This window comes from Pseudomonas atacamensis, assembly GCF_017167965.1.
Classification (GTDB): domain Bacteria; phylum Pseudomonadota; class Gammaproteobacteria; order Pseudomonadales; family Pseudomonadaceae; genus Aquipseudomonas; species Aquipseudomonas atacamensis.
The window spans coordinates 5777600-5800967 of the sequence record NZ_CP070503.1; the positions used below are offsets into that span (position 1 = coordinate 5777600).

Consider the following 23368-nt stretch of genomic DNA (forward strand, 5'->3'; position numbering starts at 1 on the left):
CCTGTTGTGAGCGGGCAGCGAACCACCGGTTTAACTTGAATGAACGTTCAAGTTAAACATTAATGGGGTGGTAAGGACTAATCGCAAGGCTGGGCGGTAGGTTTCCTACAGCGCCCAAAGAGGGGTATGACGCGGGTTTGGAGAGATTCGTTCACTGATGAATTGGCTTAAGGCCACTACCTTGATCCGGCCTGGAAATCTCGCGAGCAGGCTCGCTCCCACATCTGAAACGCATTCCAATGTGGGAGCGAGCCTGCTCGCGAAGAGGCCCGATACAACAACACAGATTCAAGACTTACTTCTGCGTCCCGTCATCATGCTGCAGATTCGCCTGCGTCAGATTCGCCCCCGCCGGCACGCTGCGCGTCAGCCAGACGTTGCCGCCAATGGTCGAGCCCTTGCCGATGGTGATCCGTCCGAGAATCGTCGCCCCGGCGTAAATCACCACGTCATCCTCAACGATCGGATGACGCGGATGGCCCTTCTGCAACTGGCCGTCCTCATCCGCCGGGAAGCGCTTGGCCCCTAGGGTCACCGCCTGATAAATCCGCACCCGCTCACCAATTATCGCGGTTTCGCCAATCACCACACCGGTGCCGTGATCAATAAAGAAGCTGCGGCCGATCTGCGCGCCCGGGTGGATATCGATGCCCGTCGCCGAATGCGCGATCTCCGCGCTGATCCGCGCCAGCAGCGGCAGCCCGGCACGGTATAAATGGTGCGCCAGGCGATGGTGAATCACCGCAAGAATGCCCGGATAGCACAGCAGCACTTCATCAACGCTGCGTGCCGCCGGGTCGCCGTGATAGGCCGCCAGCACATCGGTGTCGAGCAGCGTGCGCAGGCCCGGCAAGGCCAAGGCGAAATCCTGCACGATCTGGATGGCGCGGGTTTCGACTTCATTGTCGTCCTGCGCGCTGTGGCGGGCAACGTAACGCAACTCCAGGCGCGTCTGCGCCAGCAAGGCATTCAGCGCTACATCAAGCGTGTGGCCGACGTAGAAATCTTCACTTTCTTCACGCAGATCGACCGGCCCCAGACGCATCGGGAACAGCGCGCCACACAGCGCCTCGAGGATTTCCGCCATCGCCGCTCGCGATGGCAATTCGCGGCCGCCCTGCTCCCCTGAAGCGCGACCATTCTGTGCGCGCCACTGATCCCGCGCGCTGCGCAGCTGGCTGACGATGGTCTGCAATTGCCAATGGCTGGAACGCTCGCTCACGGTAAAGACTCCTCACGGGCGGCCGGACTGTCTGGCCGCGTCATCGGCGCCTACTTTACGGCATGCCTTTGCCGACGAATTAAGAACCGATAGTGCTGGCCTCAGTCCATTTGGCTATAAGCGATTGGCGGTTGCCCGTGCAAAAACGCGTGCCTATAGTCCTTTCATTCTTCTGCGCCAGTACGGACCCATGATCAAACAACAGCTGCAACGCTTCCCCCGTCTCGAACTGCTGAGCCACCCCACGCCGCTGGAAAAACTCGAGCGCCTGTCCACTTGGCTCGGTCGCGAGGTGTACATCAAACGCGATGACCTGACGCCGCTGGCGATGGGTGGCAACAAGCTGCGCAAACTCGAATACCTCGCCGCCGACGCGCTCGCGCAAGGTGCTGACACGCTGATCACGGCCGGTGCGCTGCAATCGAACCACGTGCGCCAAACCGCCGCGCTGGCGGCGAAACTCGGCCTCGGTTGTGTGGCGCTCCTGGAAAACCCGCTGGGCACTGATGACGGAAATTACACCGGCAACGGCAACCGCCTGCTGCTGGATCTGTTCGACACCAAGGTCGAGTTGGTCGACAACCTCGACAACGCCGACGAACAACTGACTGCCCTCGCCGCCCGCCTGCGCAGCAACGGCAAGAAGCCGTATCTGGTGCCGATCGGCGGCTCCAACGCCCTTGGTGCTCTGGGTTATGTGCGCGCCGGGCTGGAGCTTGCTGACCAGATCAAGGACAGCGGCCTCGATTTCGCCGCGGTGGTGCTGGCTTCAGGCAGTGCCGGTACTCACAGTGGTCTCGGACTGGCGCTGAGTGAGGCGCTGCCGCAACTGCCGGTGATCGGCGTGACCGTTTCGCGCAGTGAAGAAGATCAGCGCCCGAAGGTGCAGGGTCTGGCCGAACGCACGGCAGAGCTGCTGGGCGTCGAGTTGCCGGCCAGCTTCAAGGTCGAGCTGTGGGACGAATATTTCGGCCCACGTTATGGCGAACCAAATGCCGGGACTTTGGCGGCGGTGAAACTGTTGGCGGCTCAGGAAGGTCTGTTGCTTGACCCGGTATACACCGGCAAGGCCATGGCCGGCCTGTTAGACGGGATTGGCCGGCAGCGCTTCGATGACGGCCCGATTATCTTCCTGCACACCGGTGGCGCGCCGGCGTTGTTTGCCTACAAGGATTTTCTGACAAGATGATCACGCCAGATTGCAGTTACCTGTGGCGAGGGGATTTATCCCCGTTGGGTCGCGGAGCGGCCCCTTGCTTTCGCAAGTGAGTACACGTCGCAGGACTTTGCAACTGTAGTGCAGCCGAACGGGGATAAATCCCCTCGCCACAACTGAACGGGCGCATATTCCAAAAAACCTTAAAAGAAACACAATCTAGTATTTTCAAGTCTAAAACAGACATCTTATAGTCTCGCCGCAGGCGAATTTCGGGCGAGACGCTTAAGCTGCTTTAAGGCAGGATAGCGCTGTCGTTCAAATCACCAATTTGCCTACATTCCTTAAGCGTCTTCCATAAGAAAACACAGGGGCTTGTCATGAATTTTTCCGCACTACGTCGCACTCTGCTGGTCGGTTCGCTGGGTCTTGCGCTCAGCGCTGGCCTGATCGGTCAGGCAGTGGCCGGTGAGCAGTTGCAACAGATCAAGGACAAAGGCGTGCTCAACGTCGGCCTGGAAGGCACTTACCCACCGTTCAGCTTTGTTGACGAAAACGGCAAGCTGTCCGGTTTCGAAGTGGAGCTGTCCGAAGCGCTGGCGCAAAAGCTCGGCGTCAAAGCCAAGATCCAGCCGACCAAATGGGACGGCATCCTCGCCGCACTGGAATCCAAGCGTCTGGATCTGGTGGTCAACCAAGTGACCATCTCCGACGAGCGCAAGAAGAAGTATGACTTCTCCGAACCCTACACCGTGTCCGGCATCCAGGCCCTTGTGCTGAAAAGCAAAGAGTCGGCGCTGAACATCAAGACTGCCGCTGACCTGTCCGGCAAGAAAGTCGGTGTCGGCCTGGGTACCAACTACGAGCAGTGGGTTCGCGCCAACGTGCCGGGTGCTGACGTGCGCACCTACGACGATGATCCGACCAAGTTCGCCGACCTCAACAACGGTCGTACCGATGCCATCCTGATCGACCGTCTGGCCGCCCTCGAATACGCCAAGAAAGCCCCGAAAACCGTCGCAGCCGGTGAGGCCTTCTCGCGTCAGGAATCCGGTATCGCCCTGCGCAAAGGCGAGCCTGAACTGCTGGCTGCGGTGAACAAGGCGCTCGACGAACTGCGTGCTGACGGCACTCTCGAGAAACTGTCGAAGAAATACTTCAACGCAGACGTCACTAAATAATGGAAGAGGCTTTCCAACTCGCGCTGGATTCCGCGCCCTTTCTGTTGAAGGGCGCGTACTACACGGTAGTCCTCAGCCTCGGCGGGATGTTCTTCGGTCTGCTGCTGGGCTTCGGCCTCGCGCTGATGCGTCTGTCACGCTTCAAATCGGTCAGTTGGCTGGCCCGCATCTACGTGTCGTTCTTTCGCGGTACGCCGTTGCTGGTGCAGCTGTTCGTGATCTATTACGGCTTGCCGCAACTGGGCATGGAGCTTGATCCGCTGCCGGCAGCACTGATCGGTTTCTCGCTGAACATGGCCGCCTATGCCTGTGAAATCCTGCGTGCCGCGATCGGTTCGATCGAACGCGGTCAGTGGGAAGCTGCCGCGAGTATCGGCATGACCCGCGCGCAGACCCTGCGCCGGGCCATCCTGCCGCAAGCGATGCGCACGGCATTGCCGCCGCTGGGCAACAGCTTCATTTCGCTGGTCAAGGACACGGCGCTGGCCGCGACCATTCAGGTGCCGGAGCTGTTCCGTCAGGCGCAGCTGATTACCGCCCGGACTTTCGAAGTCTTCACCATGTATCTTGCCGCCGCGCTGATCTACTGGATTCTGGCCACGGTGCTTTCGCACTTGCAGAACAAGTTGGAAGAGCGGGTCAATCGGCACGACCAGGAGTCCTGACGCGATGATTGTCGTGGAAAAACTGACCAAGCAATTCAAGGGTCAGGTCGTGCTCAACGGCATCGACCTTGAGGTAAAGGAAGGCGAAGTCGTCGCGATCATCGGGCCCAGTGGCTCGGGGAAAACGACGTTCCTGCGTTGCCTGAATTTCCTTGAAGAACCCACCAGCGGCCGGATCAAGGTCGGCGATATCGAAATCGATACCAGACGCCCGCTGAATCAGCAGCAAAGTCTGGTGCGCAATCTGCGCCAGCACGTCGGCTTCGTGTTCCAGAACTTCAACCTGTTCCCCCATCGCACCGCCCTGGAAAACGTCATCGAAGGCCCGATCGTGGTCAAGAAGATGCCGCGCGACCAGGCAGTTGCTCTGGGTAAAAAACTGCTGAACAAGGTGGGGCTTGCCGGCAAAGAAGACGCCTATCCGCGCCGTCTCTCCGGTGGCCAGCAACAGCGCGTGGCGATTGCCCGGGCGCTGGCGATGGAGCCGGAAGTGATTCTGTTCGACGAACCGACTTCAGCGCTCGACCCGGAACTGGTCGGTGAAGTGCTGGCGACCATTCGCGGTCTTGCCGAAGAAAATCGCACCATGGTGATTGTCACCCACGAAATGGGTTTTGCCCGTGACGTGGCCAATCGCGTGGTGTTTTTCGACAAGGGCGTAATTGTTGAACAGGGTGAAGCCAAGGCACTGTTTGCCAACCCGAAAGAAGAACGCACCAAACAGTTTCTCAGCAAGTTCCTGAATCACGCCTGAGAACTTTCTCAGCAATACCCCTCCACTTCCACGGATGGAAGTTACCTCTCTCCCGGCATTTCAATCTTTTCTACATTTGTTACTAGCGAGCGCAGATATATATTGCGCAACGGTTACGCGCATCTTCGACTCGTCATATTTTCATACGTTTGCCTGCGAACAAACCCGCGCAAAACCCTGCGCAATAGCCGTTTATCTGTAGCTGGTTTCGCGCGTACCACTAGGCATATTGCCTAGGTGACGTAGGAGCTTTCTGATTAATTTGTAATTCACGCATTAACTAAGCCGCTCTATTGACACCCCTCTCCGCAGACTTTTATCTAGTCGGCAACCGGCGCCAATTAGTTCAAACAACTCGCACTAAAACCGAACAAATAGTTCTCGCTTTTATTGCCAGTTGATTCGCGTCTTTTTTGTTTTCCAGAAACGGATTTCGCTGCAAGACTTCAAGGAGAGAAACCGATGACCCGCACTTCGCACACCCCCGAACTTGCAGCGCCAACGCTGGCATGCGCCCAAAAAACCGGCATCAACCAGGCGACAGCGGCCCATCTGCTGATCGATGTACCGCCCTACCGCGACATGGACGTTGGCGATCTGATCGAACTGTTCTGGAACAAATGCTATGTCGCGTCAAAAGTCCTCAGCGCAGACGATGTGGGTGAGTCGGTCAGCCTGCGGGTGCCGGAGAGTTTCATCACCAATGGCACCGCGCGCATTCACTACCGCGTGATGCAGGTCGGCCAGGGTCCGGCACTGTCGGCGGCGACCCGGGTGCAGGTCAAACTCGATTGCCCCGGTGGCCAGCCCACTGGGCAGTGCGAAGACGAAAACCAGCAACTGGCACCAGTGATCATCCCCGAAGCGATTCGCCGTCAGGGCGTGAACCCCAGCCAGATCAAACGCGGCGTGCCGCTGACTATCGAGCCCTATCTGAACATGGCAGAAGACGACGCCATCACATTGCGCTGGGGTGATGTGCGCATGGATCTGGCGGCGGTCACTGCGGCCGATGTCGGGCTGCCGATTCAGGTCTGGGTGCCACCGGCGGTGATTGTCGAAGCGGGCGAAGACCTGCGGCTGGACGTGACGTACTGCATCCTCGACCGGGTCGGTAACAACTCGCGCTGGGCACCGCCGCGCACGTTGAAAATCGGTTGCGTGAATCCGTACGTAAAAGTCCCGTTGAAAACCGAATTAAAGGCCGCCGAATCACGCACCAAGTGAGACCTGCCCAAGGTGGGAGGTCAGTCGCCTCTCACCTGAAACTCGTTAACCAAGCCGAACATCCCCCCTTCTATGCATATTCCTAAAAGTTAGTTTATTTAATTTTTATACACGCTTAGGGTATATGAACCGGACCACCGGACATTCTTTCAATCGTCGCACTTCGCGGCGTTTTTCATGAGATGTGAGGTAGGTATGGTCCGGAACACAATCACCCCAGTGCAGATCGCCAGGGCATTGCGTGCAGCCAGGGAGCGGCACTGATGTCCAGTCTTGCAGATGCCAACGTGCAGTCCGATCTGGACATCGCCCCGCTGTTGTTGCCCGCGCAAGTACTGCGCAACGACGCTCAAGCGATCAAGGCCGCCTTTGATCTGGCGCAAGCCGCCCGTGTGCAGGCGGCCAAACGCGACCGGCAGCGCAAGCTGCCGTGGTCGGAAATTGAACAGTTCACCCGCAGCGGTCTGGGCAGCATTGCCATCCCGCGTGAGTACGGTGGCCCGCAGGTTTCCTTCGTCACGCTGGCCGAAGTATTCGCGATCATTTCTGCCGCCGACCCGGCGCTCGGGCAGATCCCGCAGAACCAGTTCGGCATCATCCATCTGCTGCTCGGCACCGCTACCGAAGCGCAGAAAAAGCAGCTGTTCCAGAGTGTTCTGGAAGGCTGGCGCATCGGCAATGCCGGCCCGGAACGTGGCACCAAAAACACCCTGGAACTGAAGGCGCGAATCAGTGCAGATGGCGACGACTACGTGATCAACGGCCAGAAGTTCTACTCCACCGGCGCGCTGTTTGCGCATTGGGTCGCGGTGAAAGCGCTCAACGATGACGGTAAACAGGTGCTGGCCTTCGTCCGGCGCGGCACGCCGGGTCTGCGCATCGTCGATGACTGGTCGGGCTTCGGCCAGCGCACCACCGCCAGCGGCACGATCCTGCTGAACAACGTGCGCGTCGAGTCGAGCCTGGTCATCGACAACTGGAAGATCAACGACAAGCCGAACACCCAGGGCGCAGTGTCGCAGCTGATTCAAGCGGCCATTGACGCCGGCATCGCCCGTGGCGCCATCGACGACGCCATCGACTTCGTCAAAACCCGCGCACGGCCATGGATCGACGCCAAGGTCGAGCGCGCCAGCGATGACCTCTACGTGATCGCCGATATCGGCAAACTGAAAATCGAACTGCACGCCGCCGAAGCGCTGCTGCGCAAGGCCGGAAAAGTGCTCGATGACGTCCACGCCGCGCCGCTGACTGCCGAATCCGCCGCACGCGCTTCGATCGCCGTGGCCGAAGCAAAAGTGCTGACCACCGAGATTTCGCTGCTGGCCAGCGAAAAGCTCTTCGAACTGGCCGGCAGCCGCGCGACCCTTGCCGAATTCAATCTCGACCGCCACTGGCGCAACGCCCGCGTGCACACCCTGCACGACCCGGTGCGCTGGAAATATCACGCGGTCGGCGCCTATCGCCTGAACGGCACTTTGCCGGCTCGCCATTCCTGGATCTGAGACGACCAGTCATCTGGAGAACCCCCTATGACGCTTTCCCATCACGTCGCGCTCATCACCAGCGATGAGCAAGCCCTGATCGTCGCCAGCGACCTGGCCGAAGATTTCAAACGCGACAGCGCCCTGCGCGACCGCGAACGCCGCCTGCCATTGGCCGAGCTGGAAGTGTTTTCCCGCTCCGGCCTGTGGGGCATCAGCGTGCCGAAAGAATATGGCGGCGCGGGCGTATCCAACATCACCCTGGCCAAAGTCATCGCACTCATCGCTCAGGCCGACGGTTCGCTCGGGCAGATTCCGCAGAACCATTTCTACGCACTGGAAGTGCTGCGCGTGAATGGCAGCGATGAACAGAAAAAGCGCCTGTACGCCGAGGTCCTCGCCGGCCAGCGCTTTGGCAATGCCTTGGCAGAACTGGGCACCAGAACCGCTCACGACCGCGTCACCCGTCTCACCCGCGATGGTGATGGTTATCGCATCAACGGTCGCAAGTTCTACTCGACCGGGGCGATTTACGCGCAGCGCATTCCGACGTCGGTGGTCGATGAAAACGGCGTACAGCAACTGGCCTTCGTCCCGCGCGAGAGCAAGGGCCTGACGGTAATCGACGACTGGAGCGGCTTCGGCCAGCGCACCACTGGCAGCGGCTCGGTAGTGTTCGAAGATGTGTATGTAGCGGCGGAAGACGTGCTGCCGTTCCAGAGCGCTTTCGAGCGCCCGACCACGGTCGGCCCGCTGGCGCAGATTCTCCACGCCGCCATCGACACCGGCATTGCCCGCGCTGCTTACGAAGACGCCTTGCATTTCGTGCGCAGCAAGACCCGTCCGTGGATCGATTCCGGCAACGACACGGCCACCGAAGATCCGCTGACATTGAAGAGCTTCGGCCACTTGAGCATTCGGCTGCACGCCACCGAAGCCTTGCTCGAACGTGCCGGCGAAATCCTCGATGCCGCGCAAGCCGAAACCAACGCGGAAACCGTCGCCGCCGCGTCGATCGCGGTTGCCGAGGCGCGGGCGATCAGCACGGAAATTTCCCTCGCCGCCGGCAGCACGCTGTTCGAACTGGCCGGCAGCCAGGCGACGCTGAGTGAACACGGCCTCGACCGGCACTGGCGCAACGCGCGCGTGCACACCCTGCACGACCCGGTGCGCTGGAAATATCACGCCGTGGGCAATTACTACCTCAACGATGAAAACCCTCCGCTGCGAGGGACGATCTGATGACTGCTGCGAAAAAGAAAATTTTGCTCAACGCGTTCAACATGAACTGCGTCGGCCACATCAATCACGGCCTCTGGACGCATCCGCGCGACACCTCGACCCGCTACAACACGATCGAGTACTGGACCGAACTGGCGCAGTTGCTTGAGCGTGGATTGTTCGATGGCTTGTTCATCGCTGACATCGTCGGCGTCTACGACGTCTATCAGAACTCGGTGGACGTCACGCTGAAAGAGTCGATCCAGTTGCCGGTCAACGATCCGCTGCTGCTGGTTTCAGCGATGGCCGCCGTCACCAGAAACCTCGGCTTTGGCCTCACCGCCAATCTCACTTACGAGCCGCCGTATCTGTTCGCCCGACGCATGTCGACGCTCGATCATTTGAGTCGCGGCCGCGTTGGCTGGAACATCGTCACCGGTTACCTGGACAGCGCCGCCAAAGCCATGGGGCTGCGCGAACAGGTCGAACATGACCGCCGCTACGACCAGGCCGAAGAATATCTGCAGGTCTTGTACAAGCTCTGGGAAGGCAGCTGGGAGAACGGCGCGGTGCGCAACGATCGCGAGCAGCGCATCTACGCCAACCCGGACAAAGTGCACAAGGTCGAGCACCAGGGCGAGTTCTATCAGGTCGCGGGTTATCACCTCTGCGAGCCGTCACCGCAGCGCACGCCGGTGCTGTTTCAGGCCGGTAGCTCCGACCGCGGCTTGCTGTTTGCCGGGCGTCATGCCGAGTGCGTGTTCATCAGCGGCCAGAACAAACCATCGACCAAAGTGCAGGTCGACAAGGTCCGCGCCAGCGCCGTCGAAGCCGGGCGCAATCCTGAAGACATCAAGGTGTTCATGGGCCTCAACGTGATCGTCGGCGCCACCGCAGAAGCAGCGTGGGCCAAGCATGCCGAATACCTGAGCTATGCCAGCGCCGAGGCCGGCGTGGCGCATTTTTCCGCGTCTACCGGCATCGACTTTGCCCAGTACGAAATCGACGAACCGATCCAGTACGTGAAGAGCAATGCGATTCAGTCGGCGACGAAAAACCTGCAGAACAACGACTGGACCCGGCGCAAATTGCTCGACCAGCACGCCCTCGGCGGCCGTTACATCACCGTGGTCGGTTCGCCCGAGCAAGTGGCGGATGAACTCGAATCGTGGATCGCCGAGACCGGTCTGGACGGCTTCAACCTGACCCGCATCGTCACCCCGGAAAGCTATGTCGATTTCATCGAACTGGTGATTCCCGAGTTGCAGCGACGCGGCTCGTACAAGACTGCGTATGACAGCGGGACCTTACGCGAGAAGTTGTTTCACGGCGAGGCGCAGCTGCCTGAACAACACAGCGGCTCTTCGTACCGGCATCAGAAGCTTCGCGAGCAGGCTCGCTCCCACATTTGAAATGCGTGCCTCTGTGGGAGCGAGCCTGCTCGCGAAGAGGCCCTCCCCTGCACAACAAATTCATGCACTGACTGGAAAAACCACCATGACCAAAAAAAACCTGTCCCACCCAGTCAAAGCACTGGCCCTGGCCTTCGGCCTGTTCAGCTCGGCTATCTTCGCCGCCGACGCCCCGTTGAAAATCGGTACCACCGCCGCTTTCGCCATTCCGCTGGAAGCCGCCGTCGAGGAAGCTTCCAAACAAGGCCTGAAAGTCGAGCTGGTGGAATTCACCGACTGGATCGCGCCCAACGTCAGCCTCGCCGCTGGCGACATTGATGTGAATTATTTCCAGCACATCCCGTTCCTGGAAAACGCCAAAGCCGCGTCCGGTTTCGATCTGGTGCCGTTCGCACCCGGGATCATCAACAACGTCGGCCTGTATTCGAAGAAATACAAAAGCTTCGATGAACTGCCCGAAGGCGCCAGCGTTGCCATCGCCAACGACCCGATCAACAGCGGTCGCGGTCTGCAATTGCTCGCCAAGGCCGGTTTGATCACCCTGAAACCCGGCGTCGGCTACAAGGCTACCGAGGACGACATCGTCGCCAATCCGAAGAACATCAGGATTCTGCAGGTCGAAGCCGTGCAACTGGTGCGCGCTTATGACGACGCTGATCTGGTCCAGGGTTATCCAGCCTACATCCGTCTGGCGAAGACCTTCGATGCCGGCTCGCCGCTGCTGTTCGACGGCCTCGATCACAAGGAATACGTGATCCAGTTCGTCATCCAGCCGAAGAGCAAAACCGACCCGCGCCTGATCAAGTTCGTCGACATCTATCAGCATTCACCGGCCGTTCGCGCGGCGCTGGACAAGGCCTACGGCAAGCTCTATCAGGCCGGTTGGGAAAGCTGAACATGACTGCGGCGATCCAACGGCGACTGGAGCTTCCAGAGCCACACAATGCTGAAAAAACCGAGCTGCACCCCGAGTTGAATCGCGCCCACGTACGCTTTATCGGCGTGGGCAAAACCTACGACGGCCGGCAAGGTCCGGTCGCGGCCTTGCAGGGCATCGACCTGGCGATTCAGCGTGGTGAAGTGTTCGGCATCATCGGCCGCAGCGGCGCCGGCAAGTCGTCGCTGATCCGCACGATCAATCGCCTGGAACAGCCAACGTCGGGGCGGGTGCTGATCGATCAGGTCGACATTGGCGAGTTCGATGAAGACCGCCTCGTCGCCCTGCGCCGGCGCATTGGCATGATCTTCCAGCACTTCAATCTGATGTCGGCCAAGACCGTCTGGCAGAACGTCGAGTTGCCGCTGAAAGTCGCCGGCGTGCCGAAGGAGCAGCGCGACAACAAGGTTCGCGAACTGCTCGAACTGGTCGGCCTGCAAAGCAAGCACAAGGCCTATCCGGCGCAACTCTCAGGCGGGCAGAAACAGCGTGTCGGCATTGCCCGCGCGCTGGTGCATGACCCGGACATTCTGCTCTGCGATGAGGCGACATCGGCGCTGGATCCGGAGACCACGCAGTCGATCCTCGGCCTGTTGCGCGAGATCAACAAACGCCTGGGCCTGACCATTGTGCTGATCACTCACGAAATGGCAGTGATCCGCGAGATCTGCGATCGCGTCGTCGTGCTTGAGCATGGCCATGTGGTCGAGCGAGGGCCGGTGTGGCAAGTGTTCGGCAATCCGCAACACGCAGTCAGCCAGACCTTGCTCGCGCCGCTGCAACACGCCTTGCCGGAAGAACTGCAAAGCCGCTTGCAGGCGCTATCTACGGCTTCAAATGCAGCGGTGGTGTTGCGTTTGCAGTTCAACGGCAGTGCCGCTGATGAGCCGGATCTGGCCGCGTTGTTTGCGGCGTTGGGTGGGCGAGTGAAGCTGCTTCAGGGCGGCGTCGAACGAATTCAGGGACACGCGCTGGGGCAGCTTTTACTGGCCGTCAGCGGTTCGGCGTCCAGCGCCGAGCAATTGCGCGAGCGCGCCGGGCAGTGGGCGCAACGAGTGGAGGTATTGGGCTATGTGGTTTGATCGCTTGCTGCAGGGTTTTATCGACACCTTCCTGATGGTTGGCGTGTCCTCGTTGATCGCGCTGCTGGTGGGGATTCCCATGGCGGTGATTCTGGTCACCAGCGACAAGGGCGGGATCTATGAGGAGCCGCTGTTGAACCGTGCGCTGGGCGCCTTCGTCAACCTGTTCCGCTCGATCCCGTTCCTGATCCTGATGGTTGCGCTGATTCCGTTCACCCGCCTGATCGTCGGCACTACCTATGGCGTGTGGGCCGCTGTGGTGCCGCTGACAATCGCCGCAACGCCGTTCTTCGCGCGGATCGCCGAAGTGAGTCTGCGCGAGGTCGATCATGGTCTGATCGAAGCCGCACAGGCCATGGGTTGCCGGCGCTGGCATATCGTCTGGCATGTGCTGCTGCCCGAGGCGCTGCCGGGGATTGTCGGCGGTTTCACCATCACCCTGGTGACGATGATCAATTCGTCGGCCATGGCTGGGGCAATTGGTGCTGGTGGGCTGGGGGATATCGCTTATCGCTACGGTTATCAGCGCTTCGATAGCCAGATCATGTTGACGGTGATCGTCTTGCTGGTGGCGCTGGTGGCGGTGATTCAGTTGGGTGGCGACAGGCTGGCGCGGGGGCTGAATAAGCGCTAAGGTCGATAGCGGCAGGTGGCCATCAACCAGGCCCATGTGATCGCAGTATTTTGGGCGATGCCCTTCGTAAAAATCAGATGCTTCCTACACCACTTTTGTCGTTTCGCCAGCCTGAAGCACGCGGGTTTGCAGGACGATTCCTAGAATAATTTGCCCGCTTGTACCCGAAATATCCTGTAGCTAATCTCCGGTCGTCACTGTTTTGCGGTGACTGGATTCAGTTGTCCGGCCGGCAACTGATCCGCGTGCAGCCGCCGTCCTGCTCGTTTAGTCGCGAAATGGTTGGCTCCCACTTGAAGTCAGGAGTTTACCCATGGAAAAGAAACTTGCCGATCCGCCACTCAGCCTTACCTCAAGCAAGCGGTTCACCGAGGATTTGCTCAAGGATCGCTCTGCACTGTGCCGCGCCGTCGACTCACATCTGGCCGGCAATCAGGTCACGTTGGCTGGACAGAAACGCGTCTACAGCATCAGCGAAGATGTGACGCTGGAGGACGCCCAACTGTATGTTGCCGATCTGCTGCGCTGCGCTTCGGTGACCGTCCATCAATGCGGTGACCAGCTCGGGGGCGCGGATCGGGCCATGGTGTTCTCGGTCTGGCATCTGCTGGAAATGGCCAAGGCGATGATGGACCGCTCGATCGATTGTCTGGGAGCCAAGCAGCACTGAAGCCTGGCACCCATTGCCGCCTGCACTGGCCCCAGCGCAGGCGGCGTTTTTTTGCCGGTGAAAAAGCTTATAGTCCGCCCTCACACCGCCAATACAGCATCGATCATGAAGCAAACGCCCAGCGACCTCGAACAGATCACCGCCACTACCCTCGGTCACTACAACTCGGTGGCTGAGGATTTCCGCGAAGGCACTCGCGACCACGATGTCAGCCAGAACATCGAGGCCTTGCTGCGCCACATTCACGGTGAAGCACCCTTCTCGATTCTCGATTTCGGCTGCGGTCCGGGCCGGGATTTGCAAACCTTCACGCGCATGGGCCACGTCGCGATCGGCCTTGATGGCTCACAGGAATTCGCGCGCATGGCCCGCCAGGACAGCGGTTGCGAAGTCTGGCAGCAGGACTTTCTCAAGCTTGATCTGCCGGCCGAGCGCTTCGACGGCATCTTCGCCAATGCCGTGCTGTTTCATGTGCCGTTGCAGGTGTTGCCGCAAGTGCTACGGCAACTGCACGGCACCTTGAAACCGGGTGGCGCGCTGTTCAGTTCCAATCCGCGTGGCGACAACCAAGAGGGCTGGAACGGGCCGCGCTATGGCTCGTATCACGATCTCGAGGCCTGGCGCGGGTTGCTGACGGCGGCGGGTTTTGTCGAGCTGGAGCATTATTACCGGCCTGCGGGCTTGCCGCGCGAACAGCAGCCGTGGCTGGCGAGCGTGTGGCGCAAAGTCTGAATCAGGGCGCCGCTTGTACCTGATACTGGCTGTCGCTGCCGTCCGCTAACAGTGCAGTCATGCTGTGTCCCGGTAACGTCCGGCCCTGCCAGTTGCGTGGAGCGGCGTCGAAATTGGCCAGCAGTCGCGTGCCGTCGGCAAACGTCGTCTGCTGGACCAGGCGATCCTCGCTCAACCAGTCAAAAGCGGTCAGCGCTTGCGTCGCCAGACGTTCGTGCAGCGGACGAAATAATCGATCCTGACGCACGATCAACGGCAAGCGCTGATCAAGGCTGGCCGCACTCAGGTGGTACAGCGGCGGTACGTTGTAGAGCAACTGCGTGAGCTCGTTTTCCACCCGCACGTCGCTCAGTTTCAGGTTATCGAACAACCAGTGATGACTGGTGATGACAGAGCCGTGGAACACCGCCTGATACAACGGTAAACGGCTGACGGGGGCGAAATGAACGCGTCGGTAGTCAGCCTTCAACCGGGTCGGTTTGAAGAACACCGCTGGCTGCTCCGGTGGGTACCATTGGCCGACGAAAAAGTCCGCTGTGCCCGGCTGATGCATGTCGCGATCGCCCCAACCGATCACTGGCGTCTGCATGCCATGTGCGAACAAAACCCCTTGAGCGGTGGCCGCATTGCCATCCTCGGAGCCGCTCGGCAGCTGCAACACTTCGCTGATCCAGCGCGATGCTCCGACGTTGCCCGCGGCATTCTGCGCCTGGGTCATCGGTGCGCCGGGACGATAACTGTCAAAGAGCATCCCAGCGGCATAGGCATCGAGAAACCAGCTGTTGAACCCGGCAACCTTCTGGATTGCATCGATGCGCCGCTCAAGCAACGGTCGCACACATCGCGGATCGGTATAGTGACCGGACTGCTGAAACCCGCTTTTCAGCGCACCGTTTTCCTCCACGATCGCGCACTCGGTATTGGCCCGATCGCCGAGGTGCGCGGTGGCCCAGTCCGGATTTTCGTCCTCGCGCAACGCAGTTTCGTAGGAGTCATAGGGGGCAATCAGATATCCCGCAGAGACGGCGGCGCGCACCGTCTCCGGGTGCCAGAGTCCACCTTCCCAGCCCTCGCCGAGCCCAAGCCATAAACGCGAAAGTCCTGCGCCCTGCAATCGTTCAATGGTTCGCCGCGACAAGGTGCGCCCCCAGCGCGCAGGATCAGGCGCCAACGTATCCTTCAGAACAACGGCCAGCTGCTCGCGCACCTCAGCGTACCCTTTGACCAGCGCCTGCATGTCCGGCACCGCACGCGCCTGCCAGGTTTTGCGCGCCTGAACGTTCAGCGCGCGATTGAGACTGCGCAGCATCACAGTCTGTTGATAGCGATTGAGTACGGTCTCGCTGGCGAGCAACCGCAGCGCTTCAGGATCCATCGCTGCCCGAAGTTCACTGACCAGCACACCCGAGCCGCGCAACCGGGCAATCAGCAGCGGCCAGTTGCCCACATCGTCAGGGCCGAGCAGGTCGTTGCCCCATAGATAGACATGCGCGGCACCGATCAGCTTGGCGGCTTGCGGGGTCTTGATCAGCTTGTTCGCCAAGGTTTCATATTGATCGCTTTCAATGAGCCACTGCTTGTAGCGCTTGGCCCCGGCCAAGGGATCGACATCGCCGAGAAACAGGCTGAAGGTCAGCGGTTTTGAGGGTTCAAGCGATGTGAATCGATGCCGGGCCGACAGCCCCAGTGCATCACCATTGGTCTTGAAGCGCAGTTGGTTGTTGTAAGGATTGGTCAGCAGCCAGTGCAGGCTGAAATTCTCGTACTTCATCCCCCAAAGCGGCAGGCTCAAGTCCTGGGTGGTATCGAGCGCGCCCTGCGCGAGCAGGAACTTCTGCCAGACCCGGTCACCGCGCGGCACGTAGCGCCCTTCGGCAAGCGGCCAGATCAGCGCCTGGCCCATTGCACTAGCGGGCTGATGAATAAACTCGATCTGCGAGGGCGAGCTAGCCGTAATCGAAAACGTCAGGTCACGCTGATTCAGGTCAACACTGAGCAACCAGCGCCCATCGTCCCATTGCCAATCGATGCGATTGCCGCGCCTGACCATGTCGCTGACCTTGTGCCGCAGCATACCGGCCGAGGCCTGCACCGGCGCAGCGCCGGCGGCTTCAACGCGCACCGCCAGCGTCGCAGGATCGACTTGCACCCGCCAAAGCTGGTTTTCCAGCAGCACTTCGGCCAGTACTTCCGGCGACAGGCTCAAGCCAGCGAGCAGCAACCATCCGCGTAACCAGCCGGAAACAGTCGACATGGCACGTCCCTCTTCGAATGAAGAAGGGACGTTAGCGCAGTCAGCTCACCCTGTAAGTCAGACCTTTCCCAAAGATCGCAGGGGCTAGCTCACTGCGCCGGCTTTTCATCCTTTTGCGGCTCGCGAATTTTGTACCAGGCGACATACAGCGCCGGCAGAAACAACAGCGTCAGCAGCGTCGCCACGACGATGCCGCCAATCATCGCGTAAGCCATCGGCCCCCAGAACACTTCGCGGGCGATCGGGATCATGCCCATGCTCGCTGCCGCTGCGGTCAGCAGGATCGGCCGGCGTCGGTGTTCGGTGGCTTCCACGACTGCGTCCCATGGCGCATAGCCTTTCTGCTCGAACTCATCGATCTGCGTCACCAGAATCACCGAGTTGCGGATGATGATGCCGATCAGCGCGAGAATCCCGAGGATCGCCACGAAGCCCATCGGCGTGCCCGTCGGCACCAACGCCAGGACCACGCCGATCAACCCCAGCGGCGCGACACTGGCGACCAGGAACATCTTCTGCACGCTGTGCAACTGGATCATCAGGAACGTCGCCATGAGGAACAGCATCAGCGGCAGCACCTTGGCAATCGGCCCCTGGGCCTTGCCGCTTTCCTCGACCGTACCGCCGGTGGCGACCTTGTAGCCGACCGGCAGCTTCGAGGCAAAAGCGTCGATCGACGGCTTGAGCAATTTCACCAGATCGGTCGGCTGAATCTCGTCGCGCACCGAGGCCTTGATGGTGATGGTCGGCAAGCGATCGCGACGCCACACCAGCGGCTGTTCCAGTTCATAGCGCACGGTGGCGAACGCCAGCAGCGGAATCGAGGTGCCGCTCGGCGTGACGATCTGCAGGTTCTGCAGGGTCTCCGGCGTGCCGCGTTCGGAATCCACCGCGCGACCGACCACGTTGATCAGGTAGATGTCGTCATCGACCTGGGTCAACGGCGAGCCACTGACAATGCTGTTCATCAGGTTGGCCACATCTTCGGACGACAGCCCGAGTTGCCGCGCCTTGTCCTGGGCGATGTCGATGCGCAGGACTTTGCCCGGCTCGTTCCAGTCGTAGATGATCTCGCCGATGTGCGGGTTCTTGTCCAGTTCAGTGGCCAGGTCGATGGCATGTTTGCGCACCTGATCGACATCTTTGCCGCTGACTCGATACTGAATCGGACGCCCCACCGGCGGGCCCATTTCCAGAGCCTGCACGTAGCTGCCGATGCCGACGAAGTCTTTGTGCAACCGTTCGCGCAGGCGCTGGCTGAGTGCCTCGCGGGCTTCGAAGTCCTTGCTGACGATCACCAGTTGCGCGTAGTACGGGTTCTGCAATTGCTGATCAAGGGGCAGGTAGAAACGGATCGCGCCCTGACCGATGTAAGTGCTCCAGCGCACGATGTCCGGGTCGCCCTTGAGCGTCGCTTCGAGCTTGTCCACCGCTTTGCGGGTTTCGTCGATCGAGGCGTTTTGCGGCAGGTTCAGGTCGACCAGAATTTCCGGACGATCCGAAGCGGGGAAGAACTGGTTCTGCACGAAACGCATGCAGAACACCGCCAGCACGAACAACAGCACGGTGACGCCGATCGCCCACCAACGATTTCGCATGGCCCACAACAGACCACCGTTGAACGCCCGGCCAACACGACCCGGCTCGGCATCGTGGGCTTTCACCTTGTCGCTGAGGATGTGCACGCCGATCACTGGTGCGAAGAACACCGCGACCACCCACGAGACGATCATCGCCACCGCGATCACCGCGAACAGTGTGAAGGTATATTCACCCGCCGAACTGGCGTTGAGGCCGATGGGCACGAAACCGGCGACAGTCACCAGCGTACCGGTGAGCATCGGGAATGCGGTCGAGGTGTAGGCGAACGTCGCCGCCTGCTCCTTGCTCTCGCCCATTTCCAGGCGCGTGACCATCATCTCCACGGTGATCATCGCATCGTCCACCAGCAGACCGAGGGCGATGATCAGCGCGCCGAGGGAAATCCGCTGCATAGTGATGCCGCTGTATTCCATGAACACGAAGACCATGGCCAGCACCAGCGGAATCGAGCAGGCCACCACCAGACCGGCGCGCACGCCGAGGCTGATGAAACTCACCACCAGCACGATGATGACTGCTTCGAACAGCGCGCTGGTGAAACCGCCAACGGCCTCTTCCACCACCACCGCCTGGTCGGAAACGGTGTGCACGCCGACGCCCACCGGCAAGTCAGCGGTGAGCTGGTCGATGCGCTCATGCAGCGCTTTACCGAATTCCTGAACGTTGCCGCCCTTCTGCATGGCAATCGCCAGGCCGATCGCCGGTTTGCCGTCGAAGCGGAATTCCGGTGTCGCCGGATCGACGTAGCCACGGCTGATCTCGGCGATGTCGGCCAGACGATAGAAGCGATCGTTGAGTTTGAGATTGACCTCGGCCAGATCCTTCTCCGACTCGAACTGGCCCGAGGTGCGCACGGAGATCCGCTCCGGCCCCGCCTCGATCACCCCGGCCGGAGTCACTGCGTTCTGCGATTGCAGGCTCTGCACCACTTGGCGCTGGTCGATACCCAGTGCGGCGAGTTTGCGCGTGGAGAAGTTCAGGTAAATCGTTTCGTCCTGCTGGCCGACCATTTCGATCTTGCCCAGCCCCGGCACGCTGCGTATTTCTGCGCGCGCCTGTTCCACGTAATCGCGCAACTGGCGCATGGTCAGGCCATCGGCGGTGAAGGCGTAGACCGAGCCGTACACGTCACCGAACTCATCGTTGAACCCCGGCCCCTGAATGCCCTGGGGAAACTGGCCGCGAATATCGTCGATCTTCTTGCGCACTTGGTACCAGATTTGCGGAATGTCCTCAGCGCTGGTGGTGTCGCGCAGGTACACGTACACCGTCGATTCGCCGGGGCGGGTGTAGCTTTTCACATAGTCGAGAGAATCGAGCTCTTCGAGTTTTTTCTCGATGCGGTCGGTGACCTGCTTGAGGGTTTCTTCCTGGGTCGCGCCGGGCCATTTGGTCTGGATCACCATGGTCTTGATGGTGAAGGACGGGTCTTCTTCGCGGCCGAGATTGAAGTACGAGAACACCCCCATCAGCAGCCCGACGAACATCAGGTACCACACGAAAGACTGGTGCTTGAGGGCCCATTCGGAGAGGTTGAAAGAGCCTTTCATTGACTGTCCTCGTCAAGTTTTACCGATTGTCCGGGTTTGAGACTGTTGACGCCGGCGCTGACCACGCGCTCGCCATTCTGCACGCCACCGGCCAGCACCACACTGTTGTCGCCACGGCTGACTACGCTGACGTCGCGCGGGTTGACGGTTTTGTTCTGCGTGTCGATCACCCAGATGCGGGTTTTACCGTCGGCTTCCTGCAACGCCGTCAGCGGCAGCTCGATGCGCGGCTTGATCGCCGAGCTGAGGGTCACGCTGATCGCGGTGCCGAGGCGGAAACCGTCCGGCGTATCCGACAGGGTCAGGCGCGCGCGGCGGGTGCGTGTGGCGCTTTGCGCCTGGGGTTCGATCTCGCGAATGATCGCCGTGGTGTTGATGCTCGGGTCGAGTTGCGCAGCCACCGAGAACACCACGTCGCTGGGCAACTGATCGACCAGCGTATCGGGCAGATCGATCACCGCTTCCTTGATGTCCGGTTGCGCCAGCGTCACCACTTGTTGCCCAGCGGTCACCACTTGCCCGGCTTCGGCGTTCCACGCGGTGACCACGGCTTTGTGATCGGAGCGCAGCTCGGTGTAGCTCAGTTGATCCTTGCTCTGGCTGACCGCCGCGCGCGCCTGATCAAGCGAGGCCTGAGTGGTTTTCAGATCGGTGTTGGCGACGTCCAGTTGCGCCTGCGCACCGACGCCGCGATCAAACAGCGCTTGCTGACGACGTGCGTTGGCCTGGGCGTTGATCAGCTGCGCCTGGATCCGCGCCAGATCGCCCTGGGCCGAGCGCAACTGGTTCTGCTGATCGGACGGATCAAGGGTGGCGAGCAAGGTGCCCTTCTGCACCTCGGCGCCGACATCGACGTTGCGACTGGCGATGCGTCCACCGACGCGGAAACCGGTGTTGCTCTCGTAACGCGCCTGAATGCTCCCGGCAAAGCGTCCGAGGCTTTCTTCGTTGAGCGCTTTGACCGTGACCGACAGCACCGGACGTACCGGTTCCGGCGGGGTTTCCTTTTCCGAGCAGGCGCCCAGCAGCAACGCCATGCACAACAGGCCGAGGCGCTTCATGGCTGCGCTCCCGGTTGCAGATCCTTGTAGGTGTTTTCGGCAATCTCGACTTTCATGCCGGGGTGCAGCAACTGGCCGCCGGCGACAATGACTTTCTCACCGCCCTTGAGGCCTTCGCTGATGATCACTTTGCCGGTCAGGTAACGGCCGACCGTGACCGTGTGCAGTTGCGCTTCACCCTTGTCATCGACCAGCCATACCGCCGGGTCGCTGATGTTTTTCGTCAGCGCCGACCAGGGCAGTTCCACCGCCGATTTACCGGTGCCTTTGGCGGTGGCGCTCACTACTGAACCGAGCTGCATGCCCGGCGGCAGCTTGTCGAGGCTGACCTTGACCTGCACGGTGCCCGATTGCGCCGACACCGACGGCGTGATCTCACGCACGGTGCCGGTGGTTTTGATCTCGGGGTTGTCGAGCAGGCTGACCACGATCGAGCGATCGGACGGACGCTCGGCCAGCAGCGATTCGTAGACATTGAACACCGCGTCGCGGTCGCCATCGCGGGCGAGGCTGAAAATCGGCGCGGTGGCCTGCACTACCTGGCCGACTTCGGCCTGGCGCTCGGTGATCACCCCGGGTGCATCGGCGATCAGTGCGGTGTAGCTGAGCTGGTCCTTGGCGTTGGCCAGTTGCGCCTGCGCCGCGCTCAATGCGCTCTGGCTGCTGCGCAGCGCGGCTTGTGCCGAATCGTATTCGCTCTGGCTGGTGTAGCCCTTGGGCAGGAGTTTTTGCTGACGCACGAAAGCGGCTGCCGCTTGCTTCACGCGGGCCTGTTCGGCGACGACCTGGGCCTGAGCGGAATCGACGTTGGTCTGCAGATCTTTCGGATCGAGTTTGGCCAGCACCTGCTTGGCCGTGACGCGGTCGCCGACATCGACCATGCGCTGGATGATCTTGCCGCCGACGCGGAATGACAACTGGGTCTGCACCCGCGCCTGCACATCACCGGTGAGGGTCACCGCGGCGGCGTAGTTGGCCGGTTCGACCTCTTGCACAAAGACCCGTGGCAAGTATTCCTGAGCAGGTTTCTTGTCGCCGCATGCGGTGAGCAACGCCATGGCGCTCACGGCCATCAGCACTTTCAATCCGGGACCCGCCATGCACACTCCTTGGCCTTAAATGCTGCTGTCGAGACGATACGACTTCAGAGCTTAGAACAGGGTTCCACGGTTGCGGGCGCCAACACCAGATTTATCTCATTAAAGGTATGCTGCCCGCGTATCGCAGTGACCCGGAGAAGGATTTCATGCTCAACACCCTGGCGGTGGCCAATTACCGCTCAATCAACAAATTGGTGATTCCGCTCGGGCGCCTGAACCTGATTACCGGGCCCAACGGCAGCGGCAAGTCCAACCTCTACCGCGCCTTGCGCCTGCTGGCGGAAACCGCCCAGGGCGGCGTGGTCAATGCGCTGGCGCGTGAAGGCGGGCTGGACTCGACGTTCTGGGCCGGACCGGAAACCATCAGTCGACGCATGCGCAACGGTGAAGTGGCCATCGAGCCGACGGTGCGCCACGGCGCCAAGCGCTTGCGACTGGGATTCGCCGGCGAGGATTTCAGCTACGCCATCGGCCTGGGCCTGCCGGAGCCAAGCACTTCATGCTTTGCCCTCGACCCGGAGATCAAGCGGGAATGCATCTGGGCCGGCCCGGTGTTTCGCCCGGCGAGCCTGCTGGTCGACCGCAACGGCCCGATGATCCGCGCCCGCGAAGGTCGCGCCTGGGATGTACTGGCGCAACACACGCCGAACTTCGACAGCCTGTTCGATCAGGTCGGCAATCTGCGCAGCTCGCCGGAAGTATTCCAGATGCGCGAATTCATCCGCCGCTGGCGCTTTTATGATCACTTTCGCAGCGATGCCGACGCGCCGGTGCGTCAGCCGCAACTGGGCACTCGCACGCCCGTGCTGCACCACGACGGCCGCGATCTGGCGGCGGCCTTGCAGACGATTATCGAGATTGGCGATCCGCAGGCGTTAACAGCGGCGATCAGCGATGCGTTTCCCGGCGCGCGACTGAAAATCGCGCTGTTGGCCGGTGGACGCTTCGCTATCGAGTTTTATCAGGAAGGCTTGTTGCGGCCATTGTCGGCGGCGGAATTGTCAGACGGAACCTTGCGCTATCTGCTGCTGGTTGCGGCGTTGCTGACACCGCGACCGCCGACACTAATGGTGCTCAACGAACCGGAAACCAGCCTGCACCCGGACCTGCTGCCGGCGCTGGCGCGGCTGATCATTCGCGCTTCGGAGCAGTGTCAGGTGTGGGTGGTGTCACATGCACGGCGACTGATCTCGGCGTTGCAGGAAGACCCGGAATGCAATTGCATCGTGCTGGAGAAGACGCTGGGCCAGACCGGGATTGTCGGGCAGCGGGTGCTGGATGAGCCGGCGTGGCATTGGCCAGACTAGCCCATTCGATCGTTCCCACGCTCTGCGTGGGAATGCAGCCCGTGACGCTCTGCGTCACTGGACGCGGAGCGTCCCTGGAGGCATTCCCACGCAGAGCGTGGGAACGATCAACAGGCA

Annotated in this window: 19 protein-coding genes; 14 read left to right on the forward strand and 5 right to left on the reverse strand. The window is 60.8% G+C overall.

Annotated features, from left to right (window positions below):
• Positions 1-295: 295 nt before the first annotated feature.
• Positions 296-1222 (reverse strand): serine O-acetyltransferase EpsC, encoded by a 927-nt coding sequence (gene epsC, locus JWU58_RS26150; protein ID WP_206421244.1) that lies wholly within the window; start codon positions 1220-1222, stop codon positions 296-298.
• A 190-nt stretch (positions 1223-1412) separates the two neighbouring features.
• Between epsC and JWU58_RS26155 the strand changes: the two genes are divergently transcribed.
• From JWU58_RS26155 to JWU58_RS26215, 13 genes are all read left to right on the forward strand, one after another.
• A complete protein-coding gene (locus JWU58_RS26155) occupies positions 1413-2411 on the forward strand; it encodes a D-cysteine desulfhydrase (RefSeq protein WP_206421245.1) in 999 nt (332 codons plus the stop codon).
• A gap of 347 nt (positions 2412-2758) precedes the next feature.
• Complete coding sequence (gene tcyJ / locus JWU58_RS26160; RefSeq protein ID WP_122508407.1) at positions 2759-3559, forward strand: cystine ABC transporter substrate-binding protein; 801 nt, start codon at positions 2759-2761, stop codon at positions 3557-3559.
• Positions 3559-4224 carry a cystine ABC transporter permease gene (gene tcyL / locus JWU58_RS26165; RefSeq protein WP_016772200.1) on the forward strand — a complete coding sequence of 222 codons (666 nt, stop codon included), beginning with the start codon at positions 3559-3561 and terminating at the stop codon, positions 4222-4224. Before tcyJ ends, tcyL begins: the two co-directional genes overlap by 1 nt.
• A gap of 4 nt (positions 4225-4228) precedes the next feature.
• Entirely contained in the window at positions 4229-4978 is a 750-nt protein-coding gene (gene tcyN, locus JWU58_RS26170) for an L-cystine ABC transporter ATP-binding protein TcyN (protein WP_206421246.1), read from the forward strand.
• A gap of 462 nt (positions 4979-5440) precedes the next feature.
• Positions 5441-6205: a hypothetical protein gene (locus tag JWU58_RS26175; protein ID WP_123444087.1), complete on the forward strand. Its 765-nt coding sequence runs from the start codon at positions 5441-5443 to the stop codon at positions 6203-6205.
• Positions 6206-6468: 263 nt separating this feature from the next.
• A complete protein-coding gene (locus JWU58_RS26180; protein ID WP_206421247.1) occupies positions 6469-7710 on the forward strand; it encodes an SfnB family sulfur acquisition oxidoreductase in 1242 nt (413 codons plus the stop codon).
• A 27-nt stretch (positions 7711-7737) separates the two neighbouring features.
• Complete coding sequence (locus JWU58_RS26185) at positions 7738-8931, forward strand: SfnB family sulfur acquisition oxidoreductase (RefSeq protein ID WP_206421248.1); 1194 nt, start codon at positions 7738-7740, stop codon at positions 8929-8931.
• Positions 8931-10322 carry an LLM class flavin-dependent oxidoreductase gene (locus tag JWU58_RS26190; RefSeq protein ID WP_206421249.1) on the forward strand — a complete coding sequence of 464 codons (1392 nt, stop codon included), beginning with the start codon at positions 8931-8933 and terminating at the stop codon, positions 10320-10322. The genes JWU58_RS26185 and JWU58_RS26190 overlap by 1 nt, the downstream gene beginning before the upstream one ends.
• Positions 10323-10407: 85 nt before the next feature.
• Positions 10408-11217 (forward strand): MetQ/NlpA family ABC transporter substrate-binding protein, encoded by an 810-nt coding sequence (locus JWU58_RS26195; protein WP_206421250.1) that lies wholly within the window; start codon positions 10408-10410, stop codon positions 11215-11217.
• Positions 11218-11219: 2 nt separating this feature from the next.
• Positions 11220-12341 carry a methionine ABC transporter ATP-binding protein gene (locus JWU58_RS26200; protein ID WP_206421251.1) on the forward strand — a complete coding sequence of 374 codons (1122 nt, stop codon included), beginning with the start codon at positions 11220-11222 and terminating at the stop codon, positions 12339-12341.
• Positions 12331-12975: a methionine ABC transporter permease gene (locus JWU58_RS26205; RefSeq protein ID WP_206421252.1), complete on the forward strand. Its 645-nt coding sequence runs from the start codon at positions 12331-12333 to the stop codon at positions 12973-12975. The genes JWU58_RS26200 and JWU58_RS26205 overlap by 11 nt, the downstream gene beginning before the upstream one ends.
• A gap of 313 nt (positions 12976-13288) precedes the next feature.
• Positions 13289-13645, forward strand: coding sequence for a DUF6124 family protein (locus JWU58_RS26210; protein WP_016772210.1), 357 nt, complete (start codon positions 13289-13291; stop codon positions 13643-13645).
• A gap of 105 nt (positions 13646-13750) precedes the next feature.
• Entirely contained in the window at positions 13751-14377 is a 627-nt protein-coding gene (locus JWU58_RS26215) for a class I SAM-dependent methyltransferase (protein WP_016772211.1), read from the forward strand.
• A gap of 1 nt (position 14378) precedes the next feature.
• On the opposite strand, the gene JWU58_RS26220 is transcribed toward JWU58_RS26215, so the two are convergent.
• The 4 genes from JWU58_RS26220 to JWU58_RS26235 all read right to left on the reverse strand — a co-directional run bounded on the left by JWU58_RS26220 (position 14379) and on the right by JWU58_RS26235 (position 21944).
• A complete protein-coding gene (locus JWU58_RS26220) occupies positions 14379-16631 on the reverse strand; it encodes a glycoside hydrolase (RefSeq protein WP_206421253.1) in 2253 nt (750 codons plus the stop codon).
• Positions 16632-16720: 89 nt separating this feature from the next.
• The gene (locus tag JWU58_RS26225; protein WP_024011164.1) at positions 16721-19783 is read right to left on the reverse strand and encodes an efflux RND transporter permease subunit; all 3063 of its coding nucleotides are present in this window, start codon (positions 19781-19783) and stop codon (positions 16721-16723) included.
• The gene (locus tag JWU58_RS26230; protein WP_110644770.1) at positions 19780-20844 is read right to left on the reverse strand and encodes an efflux RND transporter periplasmic adaptor subunit; all 1065 of its coding nucleotides are present in this window, start codon (positions 20842-20844) and stop codon (positions 19780-19782) included. Before JWU58_RS26230 ends, JWU58_RS26225 begins: the two co-directional genes overlap by 4 nt.
• Positions 20841-21944 carry an efflux RND transporter periplasmic adaptor subunit gene (locus JWU58_RS26235; protein WP_024011162.1) on the reverse strand — a complete coding sequence of 368 codons (1104 nt, stop codon included), beginning with the start codon at positions 21942-21944 and terminating at the stop codon, positions 20841-20843. The genes JWU58_RS26230 and JWU58_RS26235 overlap by 4 nt, the downstream gene beginning before the upstream one ends.
• A 146-nt stretch (positions 21945-22090) precedes the next feature.
• Between JWU58_RS26235 and JWU58_RS26240 the strand changes: the two genes are divergently transcribed.
• Positions 22091-23251 (forward strand): AAA family ATPase, encoded by a 1161-nt coding sequence (locus tag JWU58_RS26240; RefSeq protein WP_206421254.1) that lies wholly within the window; start codon positions 22091-22093, stop codon positions 23249-23251.
• Positions 23252-23368 lie beyond the last annotated feature (117 nt).

Bases quoted from the DNA above. Each gene is read 5' to 3' on its own strand.
- JWU58_RS26205 (WP_206421252.1), top strand. From the start codon at position 12,331: ATGTGGTTTGATCGCTTGCTGCAGGGTTTTATCGACACCTTCCTGATG.
- JWU58_RS26210 (WP_016772210.1), top strand. From the start codon at position 13,289: ATGGAAAAGAAACTTGCCGATCCGCCACTCAGCCTTACCTCAAGCAAG.
- JWU58_RS26200 (WP_206421251.1), top strand. From the start codon at position 11,220: ATGACTGCGGCGATCCAACGGCGACTGGAGCTTCCAGAGCCACACAAT.
- JWU58_RS26185 (WP_206421248.1), top strand. From the start codon at position 7,738: ATGACGCTTTCCCATCACGTCGCGCTCATCACCAGCGATGAGCAAGCC.
- JWU58_RS26225 (WP_024011164.1), bottom strand. From the start codon at position 19,783: ATGAAAGGCTCTTTCAACCTCTCCGAATGGGCCCTCAAGCACCAGTCT.
- tcyJ (WP_122508407.1), top strand. From the start codon at position 2,759: ATGAATTTTTCCGCACTACGTCGCACTCTGCTGGTCGGTTCGCTGGGT.
- JWU58_RS26220 (WP_206421253.1), bottom strand. From the start codon at position 16,631: ATGTCGACTGTTTCCGGCTGGTTACGCGGATGGTTGCTGCTCGCTGGC.
- tcyN (WP_206421246.1), top strand. From the start codon at position 4,229: ATGATTGTCGTGGAAAAACTGACCAAGCAATTCAAGGGTCAGGTCGTG.
- JWU58_RS26190 (WP_206421249.1), top strand. From the start codon at position 8,931: ATGACTGCTGCGAAAAAGAAAATTTTGCTCAACGCGTTCAACATGAAC.
- JWU58_RS26230 (WP_110644770.1), bottom strand. From the start codon at position 20,844: ATGAAGCGCCTCGGCCTGTTGTGCATGGCGTTGCTGCTGGGCGCCTGC.
- JWU58_RS26155 (WP_206421245.1), top strand. From the start codon at position 1,413: ATGATCAAACAACAGCTGCAACGCTTCCCCCGTCTCGAACTGCTGAGC.
- tcyL (WP_016772200.1), top strand. From the start codon at position 3,559: ATGGAAGAGGCTTTCCAACTCGCGCTGGATTCCGCGCCCTTTCTGTTG.
- JWU58_RS26215 (WP_016772211.1), top strand. From the start codon at position 13,751: ATGAAGCAAACGCCCAGCGACCTCGAACAGATCACCGCCACTACCCTC.
- JWU58_RS26235 (WP_024011162.1), bottom strand. From the start codon at position 21,944: ATGGCGGGTCCCGGATTGAAAGTGCTGATGGCCGTGAGCGCCATGGCG.
- JWU58_RS26240 (WP_206421254.1), top strand. From the start codon at position 22,091: ATGCTCAACACCCTGGCGGTGGCCAATTACCGCTCAATCAACAAATTG.
- JWU58_RS26175 (WP_123444087.1), top strand. From the start codon at position 5,441: ATGACCCGCACTTCGCACACCCCCGAACTTGCAGCGCCAACGCTGGCA.
- JWU58_RS26180 (WP_206421247.1), top strand. From the start codon at position 6,469: ATGTCCAGTCTTGCAGATGCCAACGTGCAGTCCGATCTGGACATCGCC.
- JWU58_RS26195 (WP_206421250.1), top strand. From the start codon at position 10,408: ATGACCAAAAAAAACCTGTCCCACCCAGTCAAAGCACTGGCCCTGGCC.